This is a genomic window from Pseudomonas sp. MWU13-2862 (assembly GCF_023242495.1).
GTDB lineage: Bacteria > Pseudomonadota > Gammaproteobacteria > Pseudomonadales > Pseudomonadaceae > Aquipseudomonas > Aquipseudomonas gingeri_D.
In genome coordinates this window covers 211,296-235,283 of record NZ_JALMEZ010000006.1, presented here as the reverse complement: position 1 = coordinate 235,283, position 23,988 = coordinate 211,296, and the positions used below count along the sequence as shown (strand labels likewise).

20 protein-coding genes are annotated in these 23,988 nt (G+C 59.9%); 17 read left to right on the top strand and 3 right to left on the bottom strand.

From position 1 onward, the window contains the following. Nucleotides 1–143: 143 nt before the first annotated feature. On the bottom strand, nt 144–1,454 hold the full coding sequence (locus M5C56_RS13445) for a hypothetical protein (protein WP_103494725.1): 1,311 nt from the start codon (nt 1,452–1,454) through the stop codon (nt 144–146). Between the two features lie 435 nt (nt 1,455–1,889). On the opposite strand from M5C56_RS13445, the gene M5C56_RS13440 reads away from it, so the two are divergent. From M5C56_RS13440 to M5C56_RS13395, 10 genes are all read left to right on the top strand, one after another. Next, a complete protein-coding gene (locus tag M5C56_RS13440) occupies nt 1,890–2,600 on the top strand; it encodes an SIMPL domain-containing protein (RefSeq protein WP_103494724.1) in 711 nt (236 codons plus the stop codon). Between the two features lie 100 nt (nt 2,601–2,700). Then, nucleotides 2,701–4,302, top strand: a complete 1,602-nt coding sequence (locus tag M5C56_RS13435) for an ABC transporter substrate-binding protein (RefSeq protein ID WP_103494723.1) — start codon at nt 2,701–2,703, stop codon at nt 4,300–4,302. A 257-nt stretch (nt 4,303–4,559) separates the two neighbouring features. Beyond that, entirely contained in the window at nt 4,560–6,185 is a 1,626-nt protein-coding gene (locus M5C56_RS13430; RefSeq protein ID WP_103494722.1) for an ABC transporter substrate-binding protein, read from the top strand. A 297-nt stretch (nt 6,186–6,482) separates the two neighbouring features. Next, nucleotides 6,483–8,081: an ABC transporter substrate-binding protein gene (locus M5C56_RS13425; protein WP_103494721.1), complete on the top strand. Its 1,599-nt coding sequence runs from the start codon at nt 6,483–6,485 to the stop codon at nt 8,079–8,081. A 170-nt stretch (nt 8,082–8,251) separates the two neighbouring features. After that, nucleotides 8,252–9,670, top strand: coding sequence for an OprD family porin (locus M5C56_RS13420; protein ID WP_103494720.1), 1,419 nt, complete (start codon nt 8,252–8,254; stop codon nt 9,668–9,670). 77 nt (nt 9,671–9,747) lie between these two features. Next, nucleotides 9,748–11,343, top strand: a complete 1,596-nt coding sequence (locus M5C56_RS13415) for an ABC transporter substrate-binding protein (protein WP_103494719.1) — start codon at nt 9,748–9,750, stop codon at nt 11,341–11,343. A gap of 76 nt (nt 11,344–11,419) precedes the next feature. Next, complete coding sequence (locus M5C56_RS13410; protein ID WP_100941231.1) at nt 11,420–12,430, top strand: ABC transporter permease subunit; 1,011 nt, start codon at nt 11,420–11,422, stop codon at nt 12,428–12,430. Nucleotides 12,431–12,440: 10 nt separating this feature from the next. After that, nucleotides 12,441–13,352: an ABC transporter permease subunit gene (locus M5C56_RS13405; protein WP_103494718.1), complete on the top strand. Its 912-nt coding sequence runs from the start codon at nt 12,441–12,443 to the stop codon at nt 13,350–13,352. A gap of 10 nt (nt 13,353–13,362) precedes the next feature. After that, nucleotides 13,363–14,331, top strand: coding sequence for an ABC transporter ATP-binding protein (locus tag M5C56_RS13400; RefSeq protein WP_103494717.1), 969 nt, complete (start codon nt 13,363–13,365; stop codon nt 14,329–14,331). Beyond that, a complete protein-coding gene (locus tag M5C56_RS13395; protein WP_103494716.1) occupies nt 14,331–15,302 on the top strand; it encodes a peptide ABC transporter ATP-binding protein in 972 nt (323 codons plus the stop codon). Before M5C56_RS13400 ends, M5C56_RS13395 begins: the two co-directional genes overlap by 1 nt. Nucleotides 15,303–15,416: 114 nt before the next feature. Here M5C56_RS13395 and M5C56_RS13390 read toward each other — a convergent pair whose 3' ends face one another. Together M5C56_RS13390 and M5C56_RS13385 are read right to left on the bottom strand one after the other, a co-directional pair. Then, a complete protein-coding gene (locus M5C56_RS13390; protein WP_103494715.1) occupies nt 15,417–15,638 on the bottom strand; it encodes a hypothetical protein in 222 nt (73 codons plus the stop codon). A gap of 532 nt (nt 15,639–16,170) precedes the next feature. Continuing rightward, the gene (locus M5C56_RS13385; RefSeq protein WP_100941225.1) at nt 16,171–17,754 is read right to left on the bottom strand and encodes a peptide chain release factor 3; all 1,584 of its coding nucleotides are present in this window, start codon (nt 17,752–17,754) and stop codon (nt 16,171–16,173) included. A gap of 340 nt (nt 17,755–18,094) precedes the next feature. Between M5C56_RS13385 and M5C56_RS13380 the strand changes: the two genes are divergently transcribed. From M5C56_RS13380 to M5C56_RS13350, 7 genes are all read left to right on the top strand, one after another. Then, nucleotides 18,095–18,811, top strand: a complete 717-nt coding sequence (locus tag M5C56_RS13380; RefSeq protein ID WP_103494714.1) for an ABC transporter permease — start codon at nt 18,095–18,097, stop codon at nt 18,809–18,811. A gap of 20 nt (nt 18,812–18,831) precedes the next feature. Beyond that, nucleotides 18,832–19,725, top strand: coding sequence for a glycine betaine ABC transporter substrate-binding protein (locus M5C56_RS13375; protein ID WP_103494713.1), 894 nt, complete (start codon nt 18,832–18,834; stop codon nt 19,723–19,725). Between the two features lie 9 nt (nt 19,726–19,734). After that, nucleotides 19,735–20,388 carry an ABC transporter permease gene (locus M5C56_RS13370; protein ID WP_103494712.1) on the top strand — a complete coding sequence of 218 codons (654 nt, stop codon included), beginning with the start codon at nt 19,735–19,737 and terminating at the stop codon, nt 20,386–20,388. Further along, nucleotides 20,385–21,542 (top strand): betaine/proline/choline family ABC transporter ATP-binding protein, encoded by a 1,158-nt coding sequence (locus M5C56_RS13365; protein ID WP_103494711.1) that lies wholly within the window; start codon nt 20,385–20,387, stop codon nt 21,540–21,542. The genes M5C56_RS13370 and M5C56_RS13365 overlap by 4 nt, the downstream gene beginning before the upstream one ends. A 337-nt stretch (nt 21,543–21,879) precedes the next feature. Next, nucleotides 21,880–23,043, top strand: coding sequence for a type III PLP-dependent enzyme (locus M5C56_RS13360; protein ID WP_103494710.1), 1,164 nt, complete (start codon nt 21,880–21,882; stop codon nt 23,041–23,043). A gap of 180 nt (nt 23,044–23,223) precedes the next feature. Continuing rightward, complete coding sequence (locus tag M5C56_RS13355) at nt 23,224–23,448, top strand: type II toxin-antitoxin system HicA family toxin (RefSeq protein WP_103494709.1); 225 nt, start codon at nt 23,224–23,226, stop codon at nt 23,446–23,448. Next, nucleotides 23,417–23,824: a type II toxin-antitoxin system HicB family antitoxin gene (locus M5C56_RS13350; protein ID WP_100941218.1), complete on the top strand. Its 408-nt coding sequence runs from the start codon at nt 23,417–23,419 to the stop codon at nt 23,822–23,824. Before M5C56_RS13355 ends, M5C56_RS13350 begins: the two co-directional genes overlap by 32 nt. Nucleotides 23,825–23,988 lie beyond the last annotated feature (164 nt).

Genomic DNA, 23,988 nt, shown 5'->3' with positions numbered 1-23,988 from the left:
GCTCCAGGCGGATCGCCACGAGTATAACCAGCCGGGGCGCGGACAGGCGAATGTGCGGCAAACCGCCACAGTCGGCAGACATCAGCGAGCGTTGTGAAACCGGCCATTGGAAAACGATTCAACGGCCGGCTGAACGCCACTGTTTATCCATGCAATCGCACCAGAGCAAAGGCGGCGGACTCGTCCACTTTGTAAATGAAGATAATTTTCCCGTCCGGCTGTACAGAAAGCCCATTGATAATGGCCTCACCGTCGAACATGACAACCCCCTCATTACCAAAAGCACCGTCCCACCCCATATCCTGCTCGATGCTGGCAATAAAAACTTTACTAAAGCCAGAAGAGGCAAGCGCAACAGAGCCTGCAACGACCACGGTTGATCGCGGATTATAGAGCGCCGCTTTCCAGACCACAGTGTCAGCCGTGTTTGGACCACCGACAGAGCCACCCCATCCTTGCTCTCCAAAAAGCGGATCCACCTGGCCATCCATTCCACGACGTTGGAGCACAATGAACAAATGCTGGGAGGCTGTATTTGCAGAGGTCCCGACAAAATACAATTTCGCGTCGCTCACCCTAGGCAAAATGACGTTTTTGACACTCGGCGGGCCATCATAGTAGCCATCGGTCGCAAAATGAGTATCCAAATTACCATCAGCATCATATCTGGCAATAAACCACTCCCCCGCCCCAGTAAAGCGAGAGGTGACTGCCACCAAAAAATGGTCACCTTGGCGCAAAAGGTCTTCGGCCCAGACATGCCGATTATTTCGAGAAATAGACTTGTACCCCACTTCACAAAATGTTTTGTCCAGGAAACCATCATTACCCACTTTCGTGAGAAAAGTCACATCAAAAACACCAACATGGAGAGTCGACAGAATCATGACGCCGCCGTCATCCAGTAACGCCATCGCCCCATGATAACTCCGGGAGCCGGCGTTTCGTATAGCCTCCTCATCAGGTGAAACCGCTGCCCACGGAACATTGCTTGTATCTTCATAGCTCCAGATCATTACCCCGTCAATCCCGAAATCCTCATCTAAATTCCCATTCAACTCAAACCTTGCCAACCCCGTGACTCCGGTATTAGATCCATCACCGACAAAGAAACCCATCACAACCTTATTACGATCAACATCAAATTTCACATTATAAGGTTGCGCCAGCCCCATCCCTGGAAAAAAATCAGACAGCTTAAATCGAGAAATCCCCGCACTACCAAAACTTGCATCTACAACACCCCGATCATCAAGCCTGATCAGATAGGTCGTCTGAAGCTGAACCGAGTAGGCTGCGCACAGTATTTTTCCGTCTGGGAGTATATGAGTAGCGCAGGGCTGCAGATAAACTCCGGTGCCATCAAACAAATAAACTTTACCGGCCACACCAAACGTATAGTCCAGGCTACCCCGAACCTCTGCTTTTTCGCTTGAATCATTTGAACCAGTCATATATTAACCCTCCATAAGGATTGACGAAAAAAAGACATTAACGCGCCTGATAGTAAATCGTCACCTGTCAGAAATAACAGTTCACTAGATGGATTAGATATAAAAACCCTTATTAACGATCAGCGATTGATCTAAGTATAAAGACATAAATTTTCTCGTATAATTTGTGCATTCTCTGTCTTTGCTCAAAGTCGTCCATGAGACGCGCAACCACTCCCTGCGCTACCGACGTACAAGCGTTGAATGCCGCCAGCACGGTGAAAAGCCGCCTTGTGTCGATCTGCGCCCACGGGTAAAAACAGCGCAACCTCGTGGGCAGTGGCCGCTATATGTATTGAAGTTGTAACGACGCGAACCGGACAATCCCGGCGTAGTCTGATGCCTGCACGCGGGACTGCCCGACACCACCCGCGCATCGAATCCCAAGGAGCCTTTATGCACTTCACGCGCCGCGCCGCCCTTCTCGCCCTCAGCCTCAGTACCCTGGCCAGCCTGCCGGCCCTGGCCGCCGACGAGCCGCACTACAACCAGATTTCCCTGCGTGCCGAAGCCAGCCAGGAAGTGGACCGCGACCTGATGATCGTGACCCTCTATACCGAGGCGCAGAACAGCGATCCGGCCAAGCTCGCCGCCGATATCACCACCACCCTGAACAAGGCACTGGGCCAGGCCAAGGCGGTCAAGGAAATCACCCTGCGCCAGGGCAGCCGCAACAGCTACCCGATCTACGACAACAAGACCCAGAAGATCACCGGCTGGCGTGAACGCGCCGAGCTGCGCCTGGAAAGCGCCGACTTCGCCGCGCTGTCCAAGCTGACCGGTGAGTTGATGCAGGACCTGAAAATGGAAAGCATGAACTTCGCCATTTCCACCGCCACCCGCAAGACCAGCGAGGATGCCCTGTTCAAGGAAGCCATCGCCGCGTTCAAGGCACGTGCCCAACTGGCCACCGAGGCCCTGGGCGGCAAGAGCTACAAGATCGTCAACCTGAACCTCAGCAGCAACGGTTATCCACAGCCGTTCGCCCGTGGCGCGATGATGATGATGAAAGCCCCAGCCATGGATGCCGCGCCGACACCGGACGTGGAAGCCGGCAAGGCACAAGTCAACATGAATGCCGAGGGGGTGATCGAGGTCCAGCAGTAAACACCCTTCGCTGACCCCGTATTGTCGGCACCAAGGCCTCGATAGGCCGTGCTAGAGTCGGAACCCTCCCCGCTCTATTACGCACCTTCGAGGCTTTTCAATGGAAAAGATTGCCTTCAAACCGCTGCTGCTGGCGGCCACCCTGCTGGCCTGTACACCCTTGGCCCAGGCGGCCTCGACCCTGGTCTACTGCTCCGAAGCCAGCCCGGCCGGCTTCGACCCGAGCCAGTACACCAGCGGCACCGACTTCGACGCCTCGGCCGAAACCGTGTTCAACCGCCTGGCCCAGTTCAAGCGCGGCGGCACCGAGGTCGAGCCCGGCCTGGCCACCCGTTGGGACGTTGCTCCGGACGGCCTGAGCTACACCTTTCATCTGCGCTCCGGCGTGAAGTTCCACACCACCGACGACTTCAAGCCGAGCCGCGACTTCAACGCCGAAGACGTGCTCTTCACCTTCCAGCGCCTGCTCGATGCCAATCATCCGTTCCGCAAGGCCTACCCTTCGGAATCGCCGTATTTCAGCGACATGGACCTCAACACCACGATCAAGAACGTCGAAAAACTCGACGAGCAGACCGTGCGCTTCACCCTGAACCATATCGACGCCGCCTTCGTGCAGAACCTGGCCATGAGCTTCGCCTCGATCCAGTCCGCCGAATACGCCGCGCAACTGCTCAAGGAAGGCCGCGCCGCCGACATCAACCAGAAGCCGGTGGGAACCGGGCCGTTCGTGTTCAAGCGCTACCAGAAGGACTCGCAGATCCGCTATGTGGCCAACAAGGACTACTGGAAACCCGAGGACGTCAAACTCGATAACCTGATCTTCGCCATCACCCCGGATGCCGCCGCCCGCCTGCAAAAACTCAAGGCCGGGGAATGCCAGGTCAGCGGCTACCCGCGCCCGGCCGATATCGAGATCATGAAACAGGACAAGAACCTGGTGGTGCTCCAGCAGCCAGGTTTCAACCTCGGCTTCCTCGCCTACAACGTGACCCACAAGCCCCTGGACCAGCTGAAGGTCCGCCAGGCCCTGGACATGGCCATCGACAAGCCGGCGATCATCAAGGCCGTCTACCAGAGCGCCGGCCAACTGGCGCAGAACGCCTTGCCACCAGGCCAGTGGTCTTATGACCCGACCATCAAGGACGCGCCCTACGACCCGACCAAGGCCCGCGCGCTGCTCAAGGAAGCCGGCGTGGCCGAAGGCACCAGCATCGACCTGTGGGCGATGACCGTGCAAAGGGCCTCCAACCCCAACGCGCGGATGTCGGCGCAGATGATCCAGGCCGACTGGGCCAAGGTCGGAATCAAGGCCAATATCGTCAGCTATGAGTGGGGCGAGTACATCAAGCGCGCCAAGAACGGCGAGCATGACGTCATGATCTATGGCTGGACCGGCGACAACGGTGACCCGGACAACTGGCTCGGCGTGCTCTACAGCTGCGCCGCGGTCAAGGGCAGCAACTACGCGAAATGGTGCGACCCGGCCTATGATCAACTGATCCAGAAAGCCAAGCTCAGCAGCAACCATGACGAACGGGTCAAGCTCTACCAGCAGGCGCAGAAAGTCCTCAAGGAACAGGTGCCGATCACCCCGATCGCCAACTCGACGGTGTTCCAGCCGATGCGCAAGGAAGTGCACGACTTCAAGATCAGCCCTTTCGGCCTGACGCCCTTCTACGGCGTGAGCCTGGGCCAGTAACTTAACGCCCCAACCGGGTGCGCCAGACGCCCCGGTTGCCCGCTTGAAGTGCGTCCCGCGCACCTGAAAAAACCCTCGAAACCTGTCAAATGCGTCAGAATTTACACATATGCGACATTCGTGTACGTTCGTGCCACTCTTTGAGGCTTCGCACGTATCTGCATCTTGCAATGGGTATGGGGCCTGCATAAGTATCCGCAGGTCGACTCACGAGGTCGTCCTCAAAACCAAAAATGACAACAAATCATGAGGCCACCATGCTTAAAAAAGCAGTCATTCCGTTTTTAGTCGGCGCAGGCCTCTTGGCCAGCGCACCGTTCGCCGTCGCCGCGACTAACCTGGTGTTCTGCTCCGAAGGGAGCCCGGCCGGTTTCGATCCAGGCCTGTACACCGCCGGAACCGACTTCGACGCCTCCGCGGAAACCGTCTTCAACCGTCTGAGCCAGTTCGAACGTGGCGGCACCGCCGTGATTCCTGGCCTGGCGACCAGCTGGGACGTGACCCCGGACGGCCTGAGCTACACCTTCCACCTGCGTGAAGGCGTCAAGTTCCACACCACCGACTACTTCAAGCCGACGCGTAATTTCAACGCCGACGACGTGCTGTTCACCTTCAACCGCATGCTCGACAAGGACATGCCGTTCCGCAAGGCGTACCCGACCGAATTCCCGTACTTCACCGACATGGGCATGGACGGCAACATCACCAAGGTGGAAAAACTCGACGACAAGACCGTCAAGTTCACCCTGAAAACCGTGGACGCCGCGTTCATCCAGGACTTGGCGATGAGCTTCGCCTCGATCCAGTCCGCCGAGTACGCCGACAAGCTGCTCAAGGAAGGCAAGGCCAGCGACATCAACCAGAAGCCGATCGGCACCGGTCCGTTCGTGTTCAAGAGCTACCAGAAAGACTCCAACATCCGCTACACCGGGAACAAGGACTACTGGAAGCCTGAAGACGTCAAGGTCGACAACCTGATCTTCGCCATCACCACCGACCCGTCGGTACGCGCGCAGAAGCTCAAGAAAGGCGAATGCCAGATCACCGCCTACCCACGTCCGGCCGACATCGCCCCGCTCAAGGCCGACAGCAGCCTGAAGATGCCTGAACAGGCCGGCTTCAACCTGGGTTACATCGCCTACAACGTGATGCCGGTCCTCAAGGACCAGACCGCCGCCAACCCCTTGGCTGACCTGCGCGTACGCCAAGCGCTGGACATGTCGGTGAACAAGAAGCAGATCATCGAATCGGTCTACCAGGGCGCCGGCCAACTGGCCGTCAATGCCATGCCGCCGACCCAATGGTCCTACGACACCACCGTCAAGGACGCCAAGTACGATCCGGAAAAAGCCAAGGCACTGCTCAAGGAAGCCGGCGTCAAGCCTGGCACCGAGATCACCCTGTGGGCCATGCCGGTCCAGCGTCCGTACAACCCCAACGCCAAGCTGATGGCTGAAATGCTCCAGTCCGACTGGAAGAACATCGGCCTCAACGTCAAGATCGTCAGCTACGAGTGGGGCGAATACCTCAAGCGGGCCAAGGGTGGCGAGCAGCAAGCCATGCTGATCGGTTGGAGCGGTGACAATGGGGACCCCGACAACTGGCTGGGCGTGCTGTTCGGCTGTGATGCGGTCAACGGCAACAACTTCTCGAAGTTCTGCTACAAACCTTTCGAGGACCTGATCAAGGAAGCCAAGTCGACTGCCGACCAGGCCAAACGCACCGAGCTGTACAAGCAGGCGCAACACATCCTCAAAGACCAAGTCCCCTATACACCTATCGCACACTCGACGGTGTACCAACCCATGAGCGCCAAGGTGCAGGACTTCAAGATCAGCCCGTTCGGCTTGAACTCCTTCTACGGCGTCAGCGTCAGCAAGTGAGGTTGCGCGAAGACAGCGTCCTAGGACGTTGTCTTCGCCTCCCCGCCAGAATTGCAGGAATTGTCCGGAATCCGTCGGCGGAAACACGCAAACGGATGACCGCTGCACAGAGTTTTCCTACAGCTCTCTAAGGCTCTACGCATTTACCGCATCGACTTGGCCTCGTAACGTCAAGACTTCGCTGACATGCGTTCACGAGCGGCATTGCTGCATTCACTGACTTGATCGGCGAGAGTTCCCGTGTTCCCAACACGGCCATCGTTCGCCGATGACAATAACAAAAGGATTGGGACCGTCATGCGCCAGACCTTCACTTTATCCGCTTTGGTGGGAGCCGCCCTGTGGGCGGGTGCCCCTTTTGCCCAGGCTGCCGGCAGCCTGGTGTTCTGCTCCGAGGGCAGCCCGGCCGGGTTTGACACCGCGCAGTACACCACCGCCACCGACAACGATGCCGCCGAGCCGCTGTACAACCGGCTGGTGGAGTTCGTCAAAGGTGAGACCTCCGTCGCACCGGCGCTGGCCGAAAGTTGGGATATTTCAGCGGATGGCCTGGTGTATACCTTCCACCTGCGCCGTGGCGTGAAGTTCCACACCACCGCCTATTTCACACCGTCCCGCGACTTCAACGCCGACGACGTGGTGTTCACCTTCAACCGCATGCTCGATCCCGCGCAGCCGTTTCGCAAGGCCTACCCCACCGAGTTTCCGTACTTCAGCGGGATGAGCCTGAACAAGAACATTGCCAAGGTCGAAAAGACCGGGCCGCTGACCGTGGTCATGACCCTCAATTCGGTCGATGCCGCGTTCATCCAGAATATCGCCATGAGCTTCGCCGCGATTCTTTCCGCCGAATACGCCGACCAGTTGCTCGCCGCCGGCAGACCCAGCGAGATCAACCAGAAGCCCATCGGTACCGGACCGTACGTGTTCCAGCGTTATCAGAAAGACGCGCAGATCCGCTACGTGGCCAACAAGCAGTATTGGGACCCGGACAAGGTCCAGCTCGACCAGCTGATTTTCGCCATCAACACCGATGCCTCGGTGCGGGTGCAGAAACTCAAGCGCGGTGAATGCCAGATCACCCTGCACCCGCGCCCCGCCGATGTCGACGGGCTGAAGAAAGACCCCAAGCTGCAGGTCATCCAGAAGCCCGGTTTCAACCTCGGCTATATCGCCTACAACGTGCAGCACAAACCCTTCGACCAGCTCCAGGTCCGCCAGGCGCTGGACATGGCGGTGAACAAGCCGAGCATTCTCAATGCCGTCTACCAGGGCGCCGGGCAACTGGCGGTCAACGCCATGCCGCCGAGCCAGTGGTCCTACGACGAGAGCATCAAGGACGCGCCATACAATCCGGAAAAAGCCCGCCAGCTGCTCAAGGCCGCCGGCGTCAAGGAAGGCACCGAGATCACCCTCTGGGCCATGCCGGTGCAACGCCCGTACAACCCCAACGCCAAGCTGATGGCTGAAATGCTCCAGGCCGACTGGGCGAAGATCGGCCTGAAGGTGAAGATCGTCAGCTATGAATGGGGCGAGTACGTCAAACGGACCAAGAATGGCGAGCACGACATCAGCCTGATCGGCTGGACCGGCGACAATGGCGACCCGGACAACTGGCTCGGTACCCTCTACGGTTGCGACGCGATTGGCGGCAACAACTATTCAATGTGGTGCAACCCGCAATACGACAAGCTGATCAAACAGGCCAAACTCATCACCGACCACGATCAACGCGTGGCGCTCTACCAACAGGCCCAGCAGTTGCTCAAGCAACAGGTGCCGATTACACCCATCGCCCATTCGACGGTCAGCCAGCCGCTGAGCACCAGAGTCGAAGGTTTCAAGGTCAGTCCCTTTGGCCGGAACACATTCTCGGGCGTCAGTATCGAACAATAAAACCGTGACCCGCGCTGTGGGGGCGAATTTCGCCCCTACACAAACTTGCAGCCGAAATTCGGCAAAACTCTGCCAAGCAAACGATTGCGCAAGCAAATAATGTGTCCACCAAAAAAGCCGGACCAGCCTAGAAGGCCGGTATTAAAAAAAGAAAATAAGGAGCTTTAACCTTGAAACTCTCTCAAAAAGCGTTGTTGGCTTTAGCGATCAGCAGCGCCACCGTGATGGCCCACGCTGAAACCCAGAGTCAGGATTTCGTACCGACGAGCCTGAGTTCGACCAATGCCCAGGAACAGACCAAGGGCTTTTTCGAAGATCAGAGCCTGAGCGGCCTGACCCGCAACTGGTATGCCAACGAGCAACTCAAGCGTGGTGGCAAGTTCCACTACAACGACCATGGTGTATTGACCCCTACCGACCGTCGTATCAACTGGCTGCAAGGCACCATCGTCAAGTACAACTCCGGCTTCACCGAGGGTACTGTTGGGGTCAGCACTGAAGTGGCGGTGTATAACGTCGTCGCCCTGGAACGCGATACCGAACGCCTGGCTTCGGCCAATGGTGGCGCACCGATTCCAGGTGTCGGCGGCCTGGGCAACAACCGTACCTTGACCAAAGATGGCGGCGACGCGCAGGGCCAGTGGAGCAAGCTCGGCCTGGCCAACGTCAAGTTCCGCGTGTCGAACACCACCGTGACCGCCGGCCGGCAGAGCTACAGCACGCCGATCGTCGATGTGATGCCCAACCGCGTACTGCCCTCGAGCTTCGAAGGCGTGAGCATCCATAGCGAAGAGTTCAACAACCTGTCGTTCGACGCCGCCACCTTTGACCGGGTGTCGCCAAGAACCGAAGAGAGCCTGTCGAAATTCCGCTCCGAGTACACCAACATCGATGTCGAGACCGATCACGTCAACATGGCGGGGCTCAACTATCAGCCGTTCAAGAGCCTGAAAACCAGCCTCTACGTGTCCAACGTCGAAGACTTCTGGAACCAGTACTACTTCGGTGCCACCCATGAACTGGGCGACAGCTCGATCCTGGGCCTGACCACGGGCCTGAACTACTACAAGACCCTCGACACCGGCAAAAAGAAGATGGGTGAAATCAACAACGACGCCTACTCGCTGTCGTTCGGACTGACCCACCAGGCCCACAGCCTGACCTTCTCCTACCAGGAAATCGACGGTAACGAGTACTTCGACTACCTGCACGAAACCAACGGTATCTACCTGGCCAACTCCCTGCTGTCGGACTTCAACGGCCCGAACGAGAAGTCCTTCCAGATCGCCTACGGCCTGAACATGGCCGAGTACGGTGTTCCCGGGCTGAAGTTCAATATCTACCAGGCTCGTGGCTGGGGCATCGACGGGACTCACTACACCGGCACCGCTTACGCCGATGTGAAGAGCATGCATGACGAGAAGCACTACGAATATGGCATCGGCGCGTCCTATGCCATCCAGAGCGGCCCGCTCAAGGCCGCTTCGATCCGCGCCAACTACACCGCGCACCGTGCCACGGCCAACCAGGCCGACGGCAGCATCAACGAGTTCCGCCTGGTCACCACCATTCCATTCAACATTCTCTGACACCTGACTGCGCTGGGACCGATTCGACGAATCGGTCCCAGCGACTAATCTGGCTCAATCGATCAAGGAGGGTTTACATGAAGAAGCTTCCCCTGCGCGCCGCCATCGCGGCCGCCGTATTCAGCGTGGCTATCGGTGTTTCAGCCAAGCCCTTGGTGGTCTGTACCGAAGCCAGCCCGGAAGGTTTCGACCCGGTGCTCTACACCACCGCCGTCACCGCCGACGCCGCCGCTGAAACAATCTTCAACCGTCTGGTGGACTTCAAGCCCGGCACCACCGAGATCCAGCCGGCCCTGGCCGAAAGCTGGGAGATCAGCCCCGATGGCCTGCAATACACCTTTCACCTGAGAAAGGGTGTCAAGTTCCACACCACCGACTACTTCAAGCCGACCCGCGAGCTGAACGCCGACGACGTGGTCTGGAGCTTCCAGCGTCAACTGGACCCCAATAACCCATGGCACAAGGCGTCCACCGTCGGTTTTCCGTATTTCGAGAGCATGGACTTCCAGAACCTGCTCAAAAGCGTCGAGAAAGTCGACGACCTGACCGTGCGCTTCACCCTCAATCGTCCAGAGGCACCGTTCCTGTCCGACCTGGGCATGGCCTTCACCTCGATCCACTCCGCCGAATACGCCGACCAGTTGCTCAAGGCCGGCAAGCTCGACGAACTCAACAGCAAGCCGATCGGCACCGGCCCGTTCATCTTCCAGCGCTATGCCAAGGACGCCCAGGTCCGCTTCAAGGCCAACCCGGAGTATTTCCGTGGCAAGCCGCCGGCGGACAGCCTGATCCTGGCCATCACCGTCGACAACAACACCCGCCTGCAGAAGCTCAAGGCCAACGAGTGCCAGGTCGCCCTGTACCCCAAACCCGATGACGTGCCGAACATCAAGGCTGATCCGAACCTGAAGATCGATGAGATGGCGGCCATGGCCACCGGCTACGTGTCGATCAACACCGAACACAAGTACCTGAGCGATGTGCGGGTGCGCCAGGCCATCGAGCTGGCCCTGGACAAGCAGAACTACGTCGACACCCTGTACGGCAAGGGCAATGCCATCCCCGCAGTGAATCCCTACCCCTCGACCCTGCTGGGCTACAACAACAAGCTGAAGAACCCGGCCCAGGACCTGGACAAGGCTCGCGCCCTGCTCAAGGAAGCCGGCGTCCCCGAAGGCACGGTCTTTACCCTCTATACTCGCAACGGCGGCGGCCCGACCAACCCGAACCCGCAACTCGGCGCGCAACTGATGCAGGCCGACCTGGCCAAGGTCGGCATCAAGCTCGATATCCGCGTCATGGAGTGGGCCGAGATGCTCAAGCGGGCGAAAAAAGGCGAGCACGACATGGTCTCCGCCGGCTGGAGCGGGGACAACGGCGACCCGGATAATTTCCTCAGCCCGCTATTGAGTTGCGAAGCGGCGAAAAACGGCGAAAACTACAGCCGCTGGTGCAATCCTCAGTTCCAGGCGCTGATCGACCAGGCTCGCGCCAAGACTGAACCCGCCCAACGTGCCGCACTCTATGAACAGGCCCTGGAGATCCTGCACAACCAGGTCCTGTGGGTGAACGATGCCCATCCGAAGATGTTTACCGCTATGCGCAAGAACGTAGAGGGCTACCACATGAGCCCGCTATCCACGAATAACTTCGCCACCACCCAGGTGAAGTAGAACAACAAACGCTCGTCGGTACCCGACCCCGGGTACTGATGAGCACGCCTAACCGGCTGATGAGGTACACCACACGATGTTTAGTTTTATTGCCCGCCGACTGGGGTTGCTGATCCCCACGTTCTTCGGCATCACGTTGCTGACTTTCGCGTTGATTCGCATGATCCCGGGCGATCCCGTGGAAGTCATGATGGGCGAGCGCCGGGTCGACCCGGAAATGCACGCCCAGGCGATGGAACGCCTCGGTCTTAACAAGCCGCTTTACGCCCAGTACATCGACTACGTCGGCAAGCTCGCCCATGGCGACCTCGGCGAGTCCCTGCGTACCCGCACCAGCGTGTGGACCGAGTTCACCACGCTGTTCCCCGCCACCCTGGAACTGTCCATGGCCGCCCTGCTGTTCGCCGGGGTCCTCGGACTGCTCGCCGGGGTGATTGCGGCCCTCAAGCGAGGGTCCCTGTTCGACCATGGGGTGATGGGCATCTCCCTGGCCGGTTATTCGATGCCGATCTTCTGGTGGGGCCTGATCCTCATCATGTTCTTCTCCGTGAGCCTGGGCTGGACCCCGGTGTCCGGACGCATCGACCTGCTCTACGACATCGAGCCGAGAACCGGCTTCATGCTGATCGACACCTTGCTCAGCGACCAGCCCGACGCGTTCTGGGATGCGCTGCACCATCTGATCCTGCCGGCCATCGTGCTGGGCACCATCCCGCTGGCGGTGATCGCCCGGATGACCCGCTCCTCGATGCTCGAAGTATTGCGCGAAGACTACATCCGTACCGCCCGGGCCAAGGGCCTGTCGCCGGCTCGCGTGGTGTTCGTCCATGGCCTGCGCAACGCGCTGATTCCGGTGCTGACCGTGGTCGGCCTGCAAGTCGGCACCCTGCTGGCCGGCGCCGTGTTGACCGAAACCATCTTCTCCTGGCCCGGTATCGGCAAATGGCTGATCGAAGCCATCGGCGCCCGGGACTACCCCGTCGTACAAAACGGCATCCTGTTAATCGCCTGCCTGGTGATTGTGGTCAATTTCGTCGTGGACATCCTCTACGGCCTTGTCAATCCACGCATCCGCCACCAGCGCTGAGATCAAGATCATGAGTACTACTATTGCTTCGACCGCCGTCGATCAAAGCCTGCTGTACCCCTCTCCGTACAAGGAATTCTGGCAGCACTTCGCCAAGAACAAGGGCGCTGTCGCCGGCCTGCTGTTCATGTCGCTGGTGGTGTTCTGCGCGATCTTCGCCCCCTGGGTCGCCCCGCACGACCCGAGCGAACAGTTCCGCGACGCCCTGCTGACCCCGCCGTCGTGGCTTGCCAGCGGCCAGATCCAGTACCTGCTGGGCACCGACGAACTGGGCCGCGACCTGCTCTCGCGGCTGATCCACGGTTCGCGCCTGTCGTTGCTGATCGGCCTGTCCTCGGTGGTGATGTCGCTGATCCCGGGCATCTTCATGGGCCTGCTGGCCGGTTTCTTCCCGCGCATCCTCGGTCCGACCATCATGCGCCTGATGGACATCATGCTGGCCCTGCCCTCGCTGCTGCTGGCCGTGGCGATTGTCGCCATCCTCGGCCCTGGCCTGATCAACACCGTGATCGCCATTGCCATCGTCTCGCTGCCATCCTACGTGCGCCTGACCCGGGCCGCCGTCATGGGCGAACTGAACCGTGACTACGTGACCGCCGCACGCCTGGCCGGTGCCAGCCTGCCGCGCCTGATGTTCATCACCGTGCTGCCCAACTGCATGGCACCGCTGATCGTCCAGGCCACCCTGAGTTTCTCCTCGGCGATCCTCGATGCCGCCGCCCTGGGCTTCCTCGGTCTGGGCGTACAACCGCCCACCCCGGAGTGGGGCACCATGCTGGCCTCGGCCCGCGACTACATCGAGCGCGCCTGGTGGGTGGTCAGTCTGCCTGGCTTGACCATTTTGCTCAGCGTGCTGGCAATCAACCTGATGGGCGACGGCCTGCGCGATGCGCTGGACCCGAAACTCAAGAACGCCGCCTGAGGAGATTCCCATGTCACTGCTAGAAATCAAGAATCTCAACGTTCGCTTCGGCGACCAGACCGCCGTGCCGGTTGTCGACGGCCTCGACATAACAGTGGACAAAGGCGAAGTCCTGGCCATCGTTGGCGAGTCGGGCTCGGGTAAATCCGTGACCATGATGGCGCTGATGGGCCTGATCGAGCACCCTGGCATTGTCACCGCCGACGCCCTGCGCTTCGACGGCAAGGACATGCTCAAGCTCAGCGCCCGGCAACGTCGGCAGGTGGTCGGCAAGGACCTGGCGATGGTTTTCCAGGACCCGATGACCGCGCTGAACCCCAGCTACACAGTAGGTTTCCAGATCGAGGAAGTGCTGCGCCTGCACCTGAAGATGTCCGGCAAGGCGGCACGCAAGCGTGCCATCGAGCTGCTGGAAAAAGTCGAGATCCCGGGCGCCGCCAGCCGCATGGACGCCTACCCGCACCAATTGTCCGGCGGCATGAGCCAGCGCGTCGCGATCGCCATGGCGATTGCCGGCGAACCCAAGCTGCTGATCGCCGACGAACCGACCACCGCCCTGGACGTGACCATCCAGGCACAGATCATGGACCTGCTGCTCAGCCTGCAACAAGAGCAGAACATGGGCCTGGTGCTGATCACCCACGACCTCGCGGTCGTTGCCGAAACCGCCCAGCGGGTCTGCGTGATGTACGCCGGCCAGGCCGTGGAAGTCGGCATGGTGCCAGGCCTGTTCGATGTGCCGGCGCATCCCTACAGCGAAGCCCTGCTCAAGGCGATTCCAGAGCACAGCCTCGGGGCCGAGCGCCTGTCGACCTTGCCGGGCATCGTGCCCGGGCGTTATGACCGGCCGGTGGGTTGCCTGCTGTCGCCGCGCTGCCCCTACGTGCAGGAAAGCTGCCGGCAGCAGCGTCCGACCCTGGACCCGAAAGCCAAGAGCCTTGCCCGTTGCTTCTTCCCGCTGAACCAGGAGGTGGCGTAATGGCCGTCGTTCTCACCGCCCGCGACCTCACCCGTCACTACGAAGTCTCCCGTGGCCTGTTCAAGGGCCATGCGCTGGTGCGCGCCCTCAACGGCGTGTCGTTCGAGCTGGAAGCCGGCAAGACCCTCGCCGTGGTCGGCGAGTCGGGTTGCGGCAAATCCACCCTGGCCCGGGCCCTGACGCTGATCGAGGAGCCGTCGTCCGGCTCATTGAAAATCGCCGGGCAGGAAGTCGCCGGCGCCAACAAGGCCCAGCGCAAGCAACTGCGCAAAGACGTGCAGATGGTGTTCCAGAGCCCCTACGCGTCGCTCAACCCTCGGCAGAAGATCGGCGACCAGTTGGGTGAACCGCTGCTGATCAACACCCAGCTGTCCGCCGCCGAGCGTCGGGAAAAAGTCCAGGCGATGATGAAGCAGGTCGGCTTGCGCCCCGAGCACTATCATCGCTACCCGCATATGTTCTCCGGCGGCCAGCGCCAGCGTATCGCCCTGGCGCGGGCAATGATGCTGCAACCGAAAGTGCTGGTGGCGGACGAACCGACCTCGGCGCTGGACGTCTCGATCCAGGCCCAGGTACTGAACCTGTTCATGGACCTGCAGCAGCAGTTCAACACCGCCTACGTATTCATCTCCCACAACCTGGCGGTGGTCCGTCACGTCGCCGACCAGGTGCTGGTGATGTACCTCGGTCGACCGGTGGAAATGGGCCCGAAGGAGGACATCTACGCCCGCCCCCTGCACCCGTACACCCAGGCCCTGCTCTCGGCGACGCCGGCGATCCACCCGGATCCGTTGAAGCCGAAGATCAAGATCGCTGGTGAACTGCCCAACCCGCTCAACCCGCCGTCCGGCTGCGCCTTCCACAAGCGCTGCCCGTACGCCACCGAGCGTTGCAGCACGGAAGAGCCGGCCTTGCGCGAGCTCGACTCGCGTCAGGTGGCCTGCCATTACGCAGAGCAGTTCCTCGGCTGACGGGCAACAAAAAAGCGCTCTCCTGAATAAGCGAGAGCGCTGAAAACGGTAGTACGGCCTCTTTCGTCGAGCGCGTTATTCGCTGGGCGCAAGGGGCTTTTTCATTCGTGCGACTCAGCTATCGCTGTCAGAAGCATCGCCGTCGCTATCGTCCTGATCATCCTGATCCGGGGTTTTCTTTTCCGTGTCATCGGCGTAAAGCGCGTGCACCGCGGATTTCGAAGGAGAAACCGCTCCATGATCCGACACCGCATTACTGGCCCAGGCACTTGAAGCCCCCACCATCAACAACACCAGCACCTTGATCAGCAGCACGCTGCGTTGAAAAATTTTCATCGTCGCTTCCGTCCCTCTGTGGATAGATCACCAGCACCTTGCAGCCGACTTCAAGAAGCCAACGGCAACTTGTCTGAACCTAGACCCGTTGAACGGACTTTTCCATACTGGCTAGATGAAAACTGCTGGCTTGCCATAGAATTATTCCGAATGATAATTAGACTCAAAATGCATAAGTAGTTTTTCGATTGCCCTTCTCAGCGCTGCCCAAGCTATAGCAACGGTCGCTCGACACTCGATTGCCCGTAAATTTTTAGCGCCCTCCCGATCGCCTTCGCGGGCAAGCCCTGCTCCTACAGTGCGTCGTCGTTCACTGATCTTGTGTACGACACAATATTGTAGGAGCAGGGCTTGCCCGCGAAGAGGCCCTTGAGTCCTGCACTCCCCATACGAACGCCGCCGCCGACAAGCCGGCTCCCGCACGGGCAGCGCGCCAAACCTCGGTTTTCGCAACGACCATAAAAAAACCCGCGGCCTGGGCAGCGGGTTTTTTAAGAGTGCGACAAGTATGATCGCGGACGACGCCTTTCCTTTAGTGGTGCTCACGCGTCGCGCGGAATTTCACGTCCGGCCAGCGCTCTTCCATCAGCGCCAGGTTGACCCGGGTCGGCGCCAGGTAGGTCAGGTGACCGCCGCCGTCCAACGCGAGGTTTTCCACGGCCTTGACCCGAAGCTCGTCGAGCTTCTTCTTGTCGCTGCAATCAATCCAGCGCGCGGACCACACGGTGATCGGCTCATAGGAGCACTCGACCTTGTATTCCTCTTTCAAGCGGCTGGCGACCACATCGAACTGCAGCACACCGACGGCGCCGAGGATGATGTCGTTGCTGCGCTCGGGGAAGAACACCTGGGTCGCGCCCTCTTCCGCCAACTGCTGCAAACCCTGGCGCAGTTGCTTGGACTTGAGCGGGTCACGCAGGCGCACGCGACGGAACAGTTCCGGGGCGAAGTGCGGGATACCGGTAAAGCCCAGGGCCTCGCCTTCGGTAAAGGTATCGCCGATCTGGATGGTGCCGTGGTTGTGCAAGCCGATGATGTCGCCGGCATAGGCCTCTTCCAACTGCTCGCGCTCGGAGGAGAAGAAGGTCAGCGCATCACCGATCCGCACATCCTTGCCAGTCCGCACATGGCGCATTTTCATGCCCTTGTCGTACTTGCCTGAACAGATGCGCATAAAGGCGATCCGGTCGCGGTGCTTGGGGTCCATGTTCGCCTGGATCTTGAACACGAAACCGGCGAACTTCTCTTCCACCGGCTCCACGGTGCGTTCGTTGGCGACTCGAGCCAGAGGCATCGGCGCCCAATCAACGACGGCGTCCAGCACATGGTCAACACCGAAGTTGCCCAGGGCGGTGCCGAAGAACACCGGGGTCAGCTGACCGTCGAGGAACTCCTGCTGGTTGAACTCGTGGCAGGCGCCCTGCACCAGCTCCAACTGGTCGACAAAACGGTCGTACTCGTCACCCAGGTGGGCACGGGCTTCGTCGGAGTCGAGCTTCTCGATGATTTTCACATCGGTGCGTTCATGCCCGTGACCGGCGGTGTAGACAATGATGTAGTCGTCGGCCAGGTGGTACACGCCCTTGAAGTCGCGGTAGCAACCGATCGGCCAGGTGATCGGCGCGGCCTTGATTTTCAGGACGGCTTCGATCTCGTCGAGCAGTTCGATCGGATCACGGATATCCCGGTCGAGCTTGTTGATAAAGCTGACGATGGGCGTGTCCCGCAGACGGCAGACGTCCATCAGGGCGATGGTCCGTGGCTCGACGCCCTTACCGCCATCGAGGACCATCAGCGCCGAGTCGACCGCGGTCAGGGTGCGGTAGGTGTCTTCGGAGAAGTCTTCGTGGCCCGGGGTGTCGAGCAGGTTGATCATGTGATCGCGATACGGGAACTGCATGACCGACGTGGTAATCGAGATACCCCGTTGTTTTTCCATTTCCATCCAGTCGGAGGTGGCATGGCGGTCGGATTTACGGGATTTCACCGTGCCGGCCACCGCGATCGCCTTGCCCATCAGCAGGAGCTTCTCGGTGATGGTGGTTTTACCGGCATCGGGGTGGGAAATAATGGCGAAAGTGCGGCGTTTCGCGACTTCGGCGGCCTGGTGGGTCATGGGAAATCGCCTGGCAGGTGAGTCAAAAAAGGGCGGCGAGTATAGCGCAAACCGAGGCCCACGGACCACCGCTCACCCGTTTGCAGTGACTTCAAGGGTGGCTAAATACCGCCAACTATGGAACCTTTTAAAAGGTGGAGGCGTCCACTCCCCTGCTACCTGAATCGTACCGGGGGCTGAAATACCTGCAAGTCAGCCTGACGAGGCTGCGCTTATGGCTCGACCGCCTGCCGCTTTGCCGGCAGTGACGAGCTGCATTTCGCGAACATATTCGCCGACAGCCAGGAATGGCATTGCCGCTCGGGAATGTGCTCGCCGACTGAAATAAAGGAGTCCGCCTGTGGCTATTCGCTATGGCAAAGGGCTGATAGGAGGAGCGGTTGTCGTCGCTCTCCTGGCCCTGCTGGTCCACTGGATTGGCATCAACACGATCGAACTGTACCGCGACGATTTGCTGTTTTACCTGCAAGCTCATCTGATCCTGGTTCTTGTCTCCATGCTTGCCGCCCTGATCGTAGGGATTCCCGCCGGTATCCTGCTGAGCCGACCGAGCATGGTCGGGCGCGCGGAACGCTTCATGCAGATCTTCAATATCGGTAACACCGTCCCGCCCCTGGCCGTACTGGCCATCGCCCTCGGCGTGCTGGGCATCGGCAGCGGCCCGGCGATCTTTGCCCTGTTCCTCGCCTCCCTGCTGCCCATCGTGCGCAACACCTACGAAGGCCTGAAAAACGTCCAGGGTTCCCTGAAAGAAGCCGCTGTCGGCATCGGCATGACCCCGCGCCAGGTGCTCTTGCAGGTGGAACTGCCCAACGCCGTGCCGATCATCATCGGCGGTGTACGGGTGGCCCTGGCGATCAACGTCGGTACCGCGCCCCTGGCGTTCCTGATCGGCGCCAACAGCCTGGGCAGCCTGATCTTCCCCGGCATCGCCCTGAACAATCAGCCGCAACTGCTGCTCGGCGCCGCCTGTACCGCGCTGCTGGCCTTGCTGCTCGACGGCCTGGTGACCATGACCAGCCGCCTCTGGCTGGAACGCGGGTTGCGCCCGTCTTAAGGCTCGGCAAAGGAATCAACATGAAAAGACTGACTGCAATACTGGTCTGCGTCCTGCTGTGCGCAGGAATCGTACAAGCCGCTGAAAAACCGCTGATCCGCATCGGCGCCCGGGTCTTCACCGAACAGACCCTGCTGGCGGAAATCACCGCCCAGTACCTGCGCACCAAGGGCTACAACCCCCAGGTGACCGGCGGCCTGGGCAGCAACCTGGCGCGTAGCGCCCAGGAAAGCGGGCAACTGGACCTGATCTGGGAATACACCGGCGTGTCGCTGGTGGCCTACAACCATGTCGACGAAAAACTCGACAGCGAACAGTCCTACGTAAGGGTCAAGGAACTCGACGCGAAAAAAGGCCTGGTCTGGCTGGCGCCGTCAAAGTTCAGCAACACCTACGCCCTGGCCCTGCCGGAGAAGGTGGCCAAGCAATACCCGCGGATCAACAGCATCAGCGACCTGACCCAGGCCCTGGCCGAAGACAGCCAGGAAAACCGCCTGGTGGCCCTGGACACCGAATTCGCCAACCGTTCCGACGGCATGGTCGGCATGGTCAAGCTGTACCAGATGAACCTGACCCGCAAGAACACCCGGCAGATGGACGCCGGCCTGGTCTACACGGCGCTACGCAACGGCCAGGTATTTGCCGGCCTGGTCTACACCACCGACGGTCGCCTCAACGCCTTCAAATTGAAGCTGCTGGAAGACGACAAGCATTACTTCCCGGACTACACCGCCGCACCGGTGGTGCGCCAGGTCTATCTCGACGCCCATCCGCAACTGGCCGCCGATCTCAAGCCACTGGCGGCGCTGTTCGACAACGACACCATGCGCCAGTTGAATGCGCGGGTCGATGTCGACCATGAAAGCCCGTCCGCCGTGGCCGCCGATTTCCTGCGCCAACATCCGATCAACTGAGGAGAAGACATGGAATTTCTCAACGCCTTTTCCCATCTCGACTGGACACAGGTCCTGCATCTGACCTGGCAGCACATCACCCTGGTGGGCATCGCCGTGATTCTCGCGATTGTCGTCGGCGTCCCCCTGGGCGTGCTGATGACCCGCTTCCCCACCCTGGCCGGGCCACTGCAGGCCAGCGCCACCGTGCTACTGACCGTGCCGTCCATCGCCCTGTTCGGCCTGCTGCTGCCGTTCTACTCCAGGTTCGGCCAGGGCCTGGGACCGCTGCCGGCGATCACCGCCGTGTTTCTCTATTCCCTGCTGCCGATCATGCGCAACACCTACCTGGCCCTGACCGGTGTCGAGCCGGGTATCCGCGAAGCCGCGCGGGGCATCGGCATGACCTTCGGCCAGCGCCTGCGCATGGTCGAGCTGCCCATCGCGGTGCCGGTGATCCTCGCCGGTGTCCGCACCGCCGTGGTGATGAATATCGGTGTCATGACCATCGCCGCCACCATAGGTGCCGGTGGCCTGGGGGTACTGATTCTGGCCGCCATCAGCCGCAGTGACATGTCGATGCTGATCGTCGGTGCCGTCCTGGTCAGCCTCCTGGCCATAGCCGCCGACCTGCTCCTGCAATGGCTGCAACGCACGCTGACTCCAAAAGGACTGCTCAAATGATCGAACTTCAAAACCTGACCAAGACCTTTCAAAGCAACGGCAAGACCATCACCGCCGTTGATTCCGTGAGCCTGACCGTCAACGAAGGCGAGATCTGTGTATTCCTCGGCCCTTCGGGTTGCGGCAAGAGCACCACGCTGAAGATGATCAACCGCCTGATCAAGCCCACCTCGGGCAAGATCCTGATCAACGGCGAAGACACCACCGACCTCGACGAGGTGACCCTGCGGCGCAATATCGGTTATGTGATCCAGCAGATCGGCCTGTTCCCCAACATGACCATCGAGGAAAACATCGTGGTGGTGCCGAAACTGCTGGGCTGGGACAAGCAGAAATGCCACGACCGCGCCCGCGAGTTGATGAGCATGATCAAGTTGGAGCCCAAGCAGTACCTGCATCGCTACCCGCGTGAGTTGTCCGGTGGACAGCAACAGCGGATCGGCGTGATCCGCGCCCTGGCGGCCGATGCGCCATTGCTGCTGATGGATGAACCGTTCGGCGCGGTCGACCCGATCAACCGCGAGATGATCCAGAACGAGTTCTTCGAGATGCAGCGGGCGCTGAACAAGACCGTGATCATGGTCAGCCACGATATCGACGAAGCCATCAAGCTGGGTGACAAGATCGCCATCTTCCGCGCCGGCAAGCTGTTGCAGATCGACCACCCGGACACCCTGCTGGCCCACCCGGCCGACGATTTCGTCAGCAGTTTTGTCGGCCAGGACAGCACCCTCAAGCGCCTGCTGCTGGTGAAAGCCGAAGACGCGGCGGACAACGCGCCCTCGGTAAGCCCGCAGACCCCGGTGGCCGATGCCCTGGAACTGATGGACGAACATGACCGTCGCTACGTGGTGGTCACCGACGCCGGGAACAAGGCACTGGGTTATGTACGACGTCGCGACCTGCACCGTCAGACCGGGACCTGCGCGCAGTTCCTGCGCGAGTTCAACGCCACGGCGGCCTACGACGAGCACCTGCGCATCCTGTTGTCGCGGATGTACGAGTTCAATCGTTCGTGGCTGCCGGTGATGGACGCCGAGCGGGTGTTCCTTGGCGAAGTGACCCAGGAGTCGATTGCCGCCTACCTGAGTTCCGGGCGCTCGCGCGGGGCCAAGACCAGTATCGTCTCGCCTGCTGAAATGGCCATGGCCTGAGACCATCGGTCAGTGATCGGGAACATCAGACTGTCATCCGGGTCGGTTAAACAGGTGACTGATCCGGGCTACGCGACGGGCGCGTGTAAAAACGCGACATTTTTAGTTGATCTCAAGCCCTTCAAGTCCTAAAGTTCGCGCCGAACGTCCATGCTGGAAACGATCCATCCGGCTCAAGTACTGACGACGAGACAGCAAGGCCAAGGGAAGCGGTTGTTCCCATGGCCTTTTTGCTTTCGGCGACATGCCTTGGGAAGTAGGCGAACCAAAGTGGGGATACGGAGGACGTTCATTTGCACCCATTGATCAATCTAGTTTGCCAGTAGGAGTTCCCAGCATGTCGATTCAGGTCGAAGACTATTTCGCGCGCGCCACTTTTGACAAAATGAAGGCGTTCGCCGACCAGCAAGAAACCCCGTTCGTGGTGATCGACACCGCGATGATCAGCCAGGCCTACGATGACCTGCGCGCCGGTTTCGAATTCGCCAAGGTCTATTACGCCGTCAAGGCCAACCCGGCTGTCGAGATCATCGACCTGCTGAACAAGAAAGGCTCCAGCTTCGACATCGCGTCGATCTACGAGCTGGACAAGGTCCTGGGCCAGGGCGTCACCCCCGACCGTATCAGCTACGGCAACACCATCAAGAAATCCAAGGACATCCGCTACTTCTACGAGAAGGGCGTGCGTCTGTTTTCCACCGACTCCGAAGCCGACCTGCGCAATATCGCCAAGGCCGCCCCGGGCTCGAAAGTCTATGTGCGCATCCTCACCGAAGGCTCGACCACCGCTGACTGGCCTCTGTCGCGCAAGTTCGGCTGCCAGACCGACATGGCCATGGACCTGCTGATCCTCGCCCGCGACCTGGGCCTGGTGCCTTACGGCGTGTCCTTCCACGTCGGTTCGCAACAGCGCGATATCAGCGTCTGGGACGCGGCGATCGCCAAGGTCAAGGTGATCTTCGAACGCCTGAAGGAAGAAGACGGCATCCACCTGAAGCTGATCAACATGGGTGGCGGCTTCCCGGCCAACTACATCACCCGTACCAACAGCCTGGAAACCTACGCGGAAGAAATCATCCGTTTCCTCAAGGAAGACTTCGGCGACGACCTGCCGGAAATCATCCTGGAACCGGGCCGTTCGCTGATCGCCAACGCCGGCATCCTGGTCAGCGAAGTGGTACTGGTCGCGCGTAAATCCCGTACCGCCGTCGAGCGATGGGTGTACACCGACGTGGGCAAATTCTCCGGCCTGATCGAAACCATGGACGAGGCGATCAAGTTTCCGATCTGGACCGAGAAGAAAGGCGAGATGGAAGAAGTGGTCATCGCCGGCCCTACCTGCGACAGCGCCGACATCATGTATGAAAACTACAAGTATGGCCTGCCCCTGAACCTGGCCATCGGCGACCGCCTGTACTGGCTGTCCACCGGCGCCTACACCACCAGCTACAGCGCCGTGGAATTCAATGGCTTCCCGCCGCTGAAATCCTTCTACGTGTGATGCGCCGGGCCGCTGAAAGGCGGCCTTGCGGACACCGCGCGTTGCTCCCGAAAGGCCCGTGAACCCTCACGGGCCTTTTCTATTTCACATGCTGCAAAACCTTTCGAAGCGGTGTACTGTTGCCCTGTGGAAGTTGGTGGGTACAGTAACCACCAAACCCCAACGACAAGGAACGTCGTCTTGAATAGCCGACAGCTGATCAGGCTTATCGAAGCGGACGGTTGGTATCTGGTCAGGATCAAGGGCAGTCACCACCATTTCAAGCACCTGTACAAGCCAGGGCTGTTGACCATCCCCCATCCGAAGAAAGACCTACTGACCAAGACAGTCAACAGCATCCTGAAACAAGCACAGTTGCAAGCAGGAGACCATCATGCTTTTCCCCATTGCGATTCAACCCGGTGACGAGCAACACGCCTGGGGCGTAGAGGTTCCGGATATTCCGGGCTGCTTCTCGGCGGGCGAGGACCTGGACGATGCCCTGGCCATGGCCCGTGAAGCCATCGAGGGACACCTGGAAATTCTCGCCGAGGACGACGCGCCCATCCCTCGGGCGGGCACCGTGACCCAGCACGCGAAAAACCCGGACTACGCAGGTTGCATCTGGGCACTGGTGGACATCGATATCACCCAGTACCTGGGCAAGTCGGAAAAACTCAATATCACCTTGCCCGGTTACCTGTTGAGCCGTATCGACGCTTACGTGCGCAATCATCCCGAGCAGAAGAGTCGGTCGGGCTTCCTGGCCACGGCGGCCTTACGCATATTGCAAGGCGCCTGAGCCTTCAACCCACCCGCTCGTGCATCGACCCAAGCCCCGCTCCTGCCCAGGAACGGGGCTTTTGTCCGTTTTGTCACACGAAAAAAACGCCGTTAATATGAATTCGTCGCATTCTCACAAACACACGGCATAATGCGCGTCGTGAGAATCACTTCGAGAAAGCA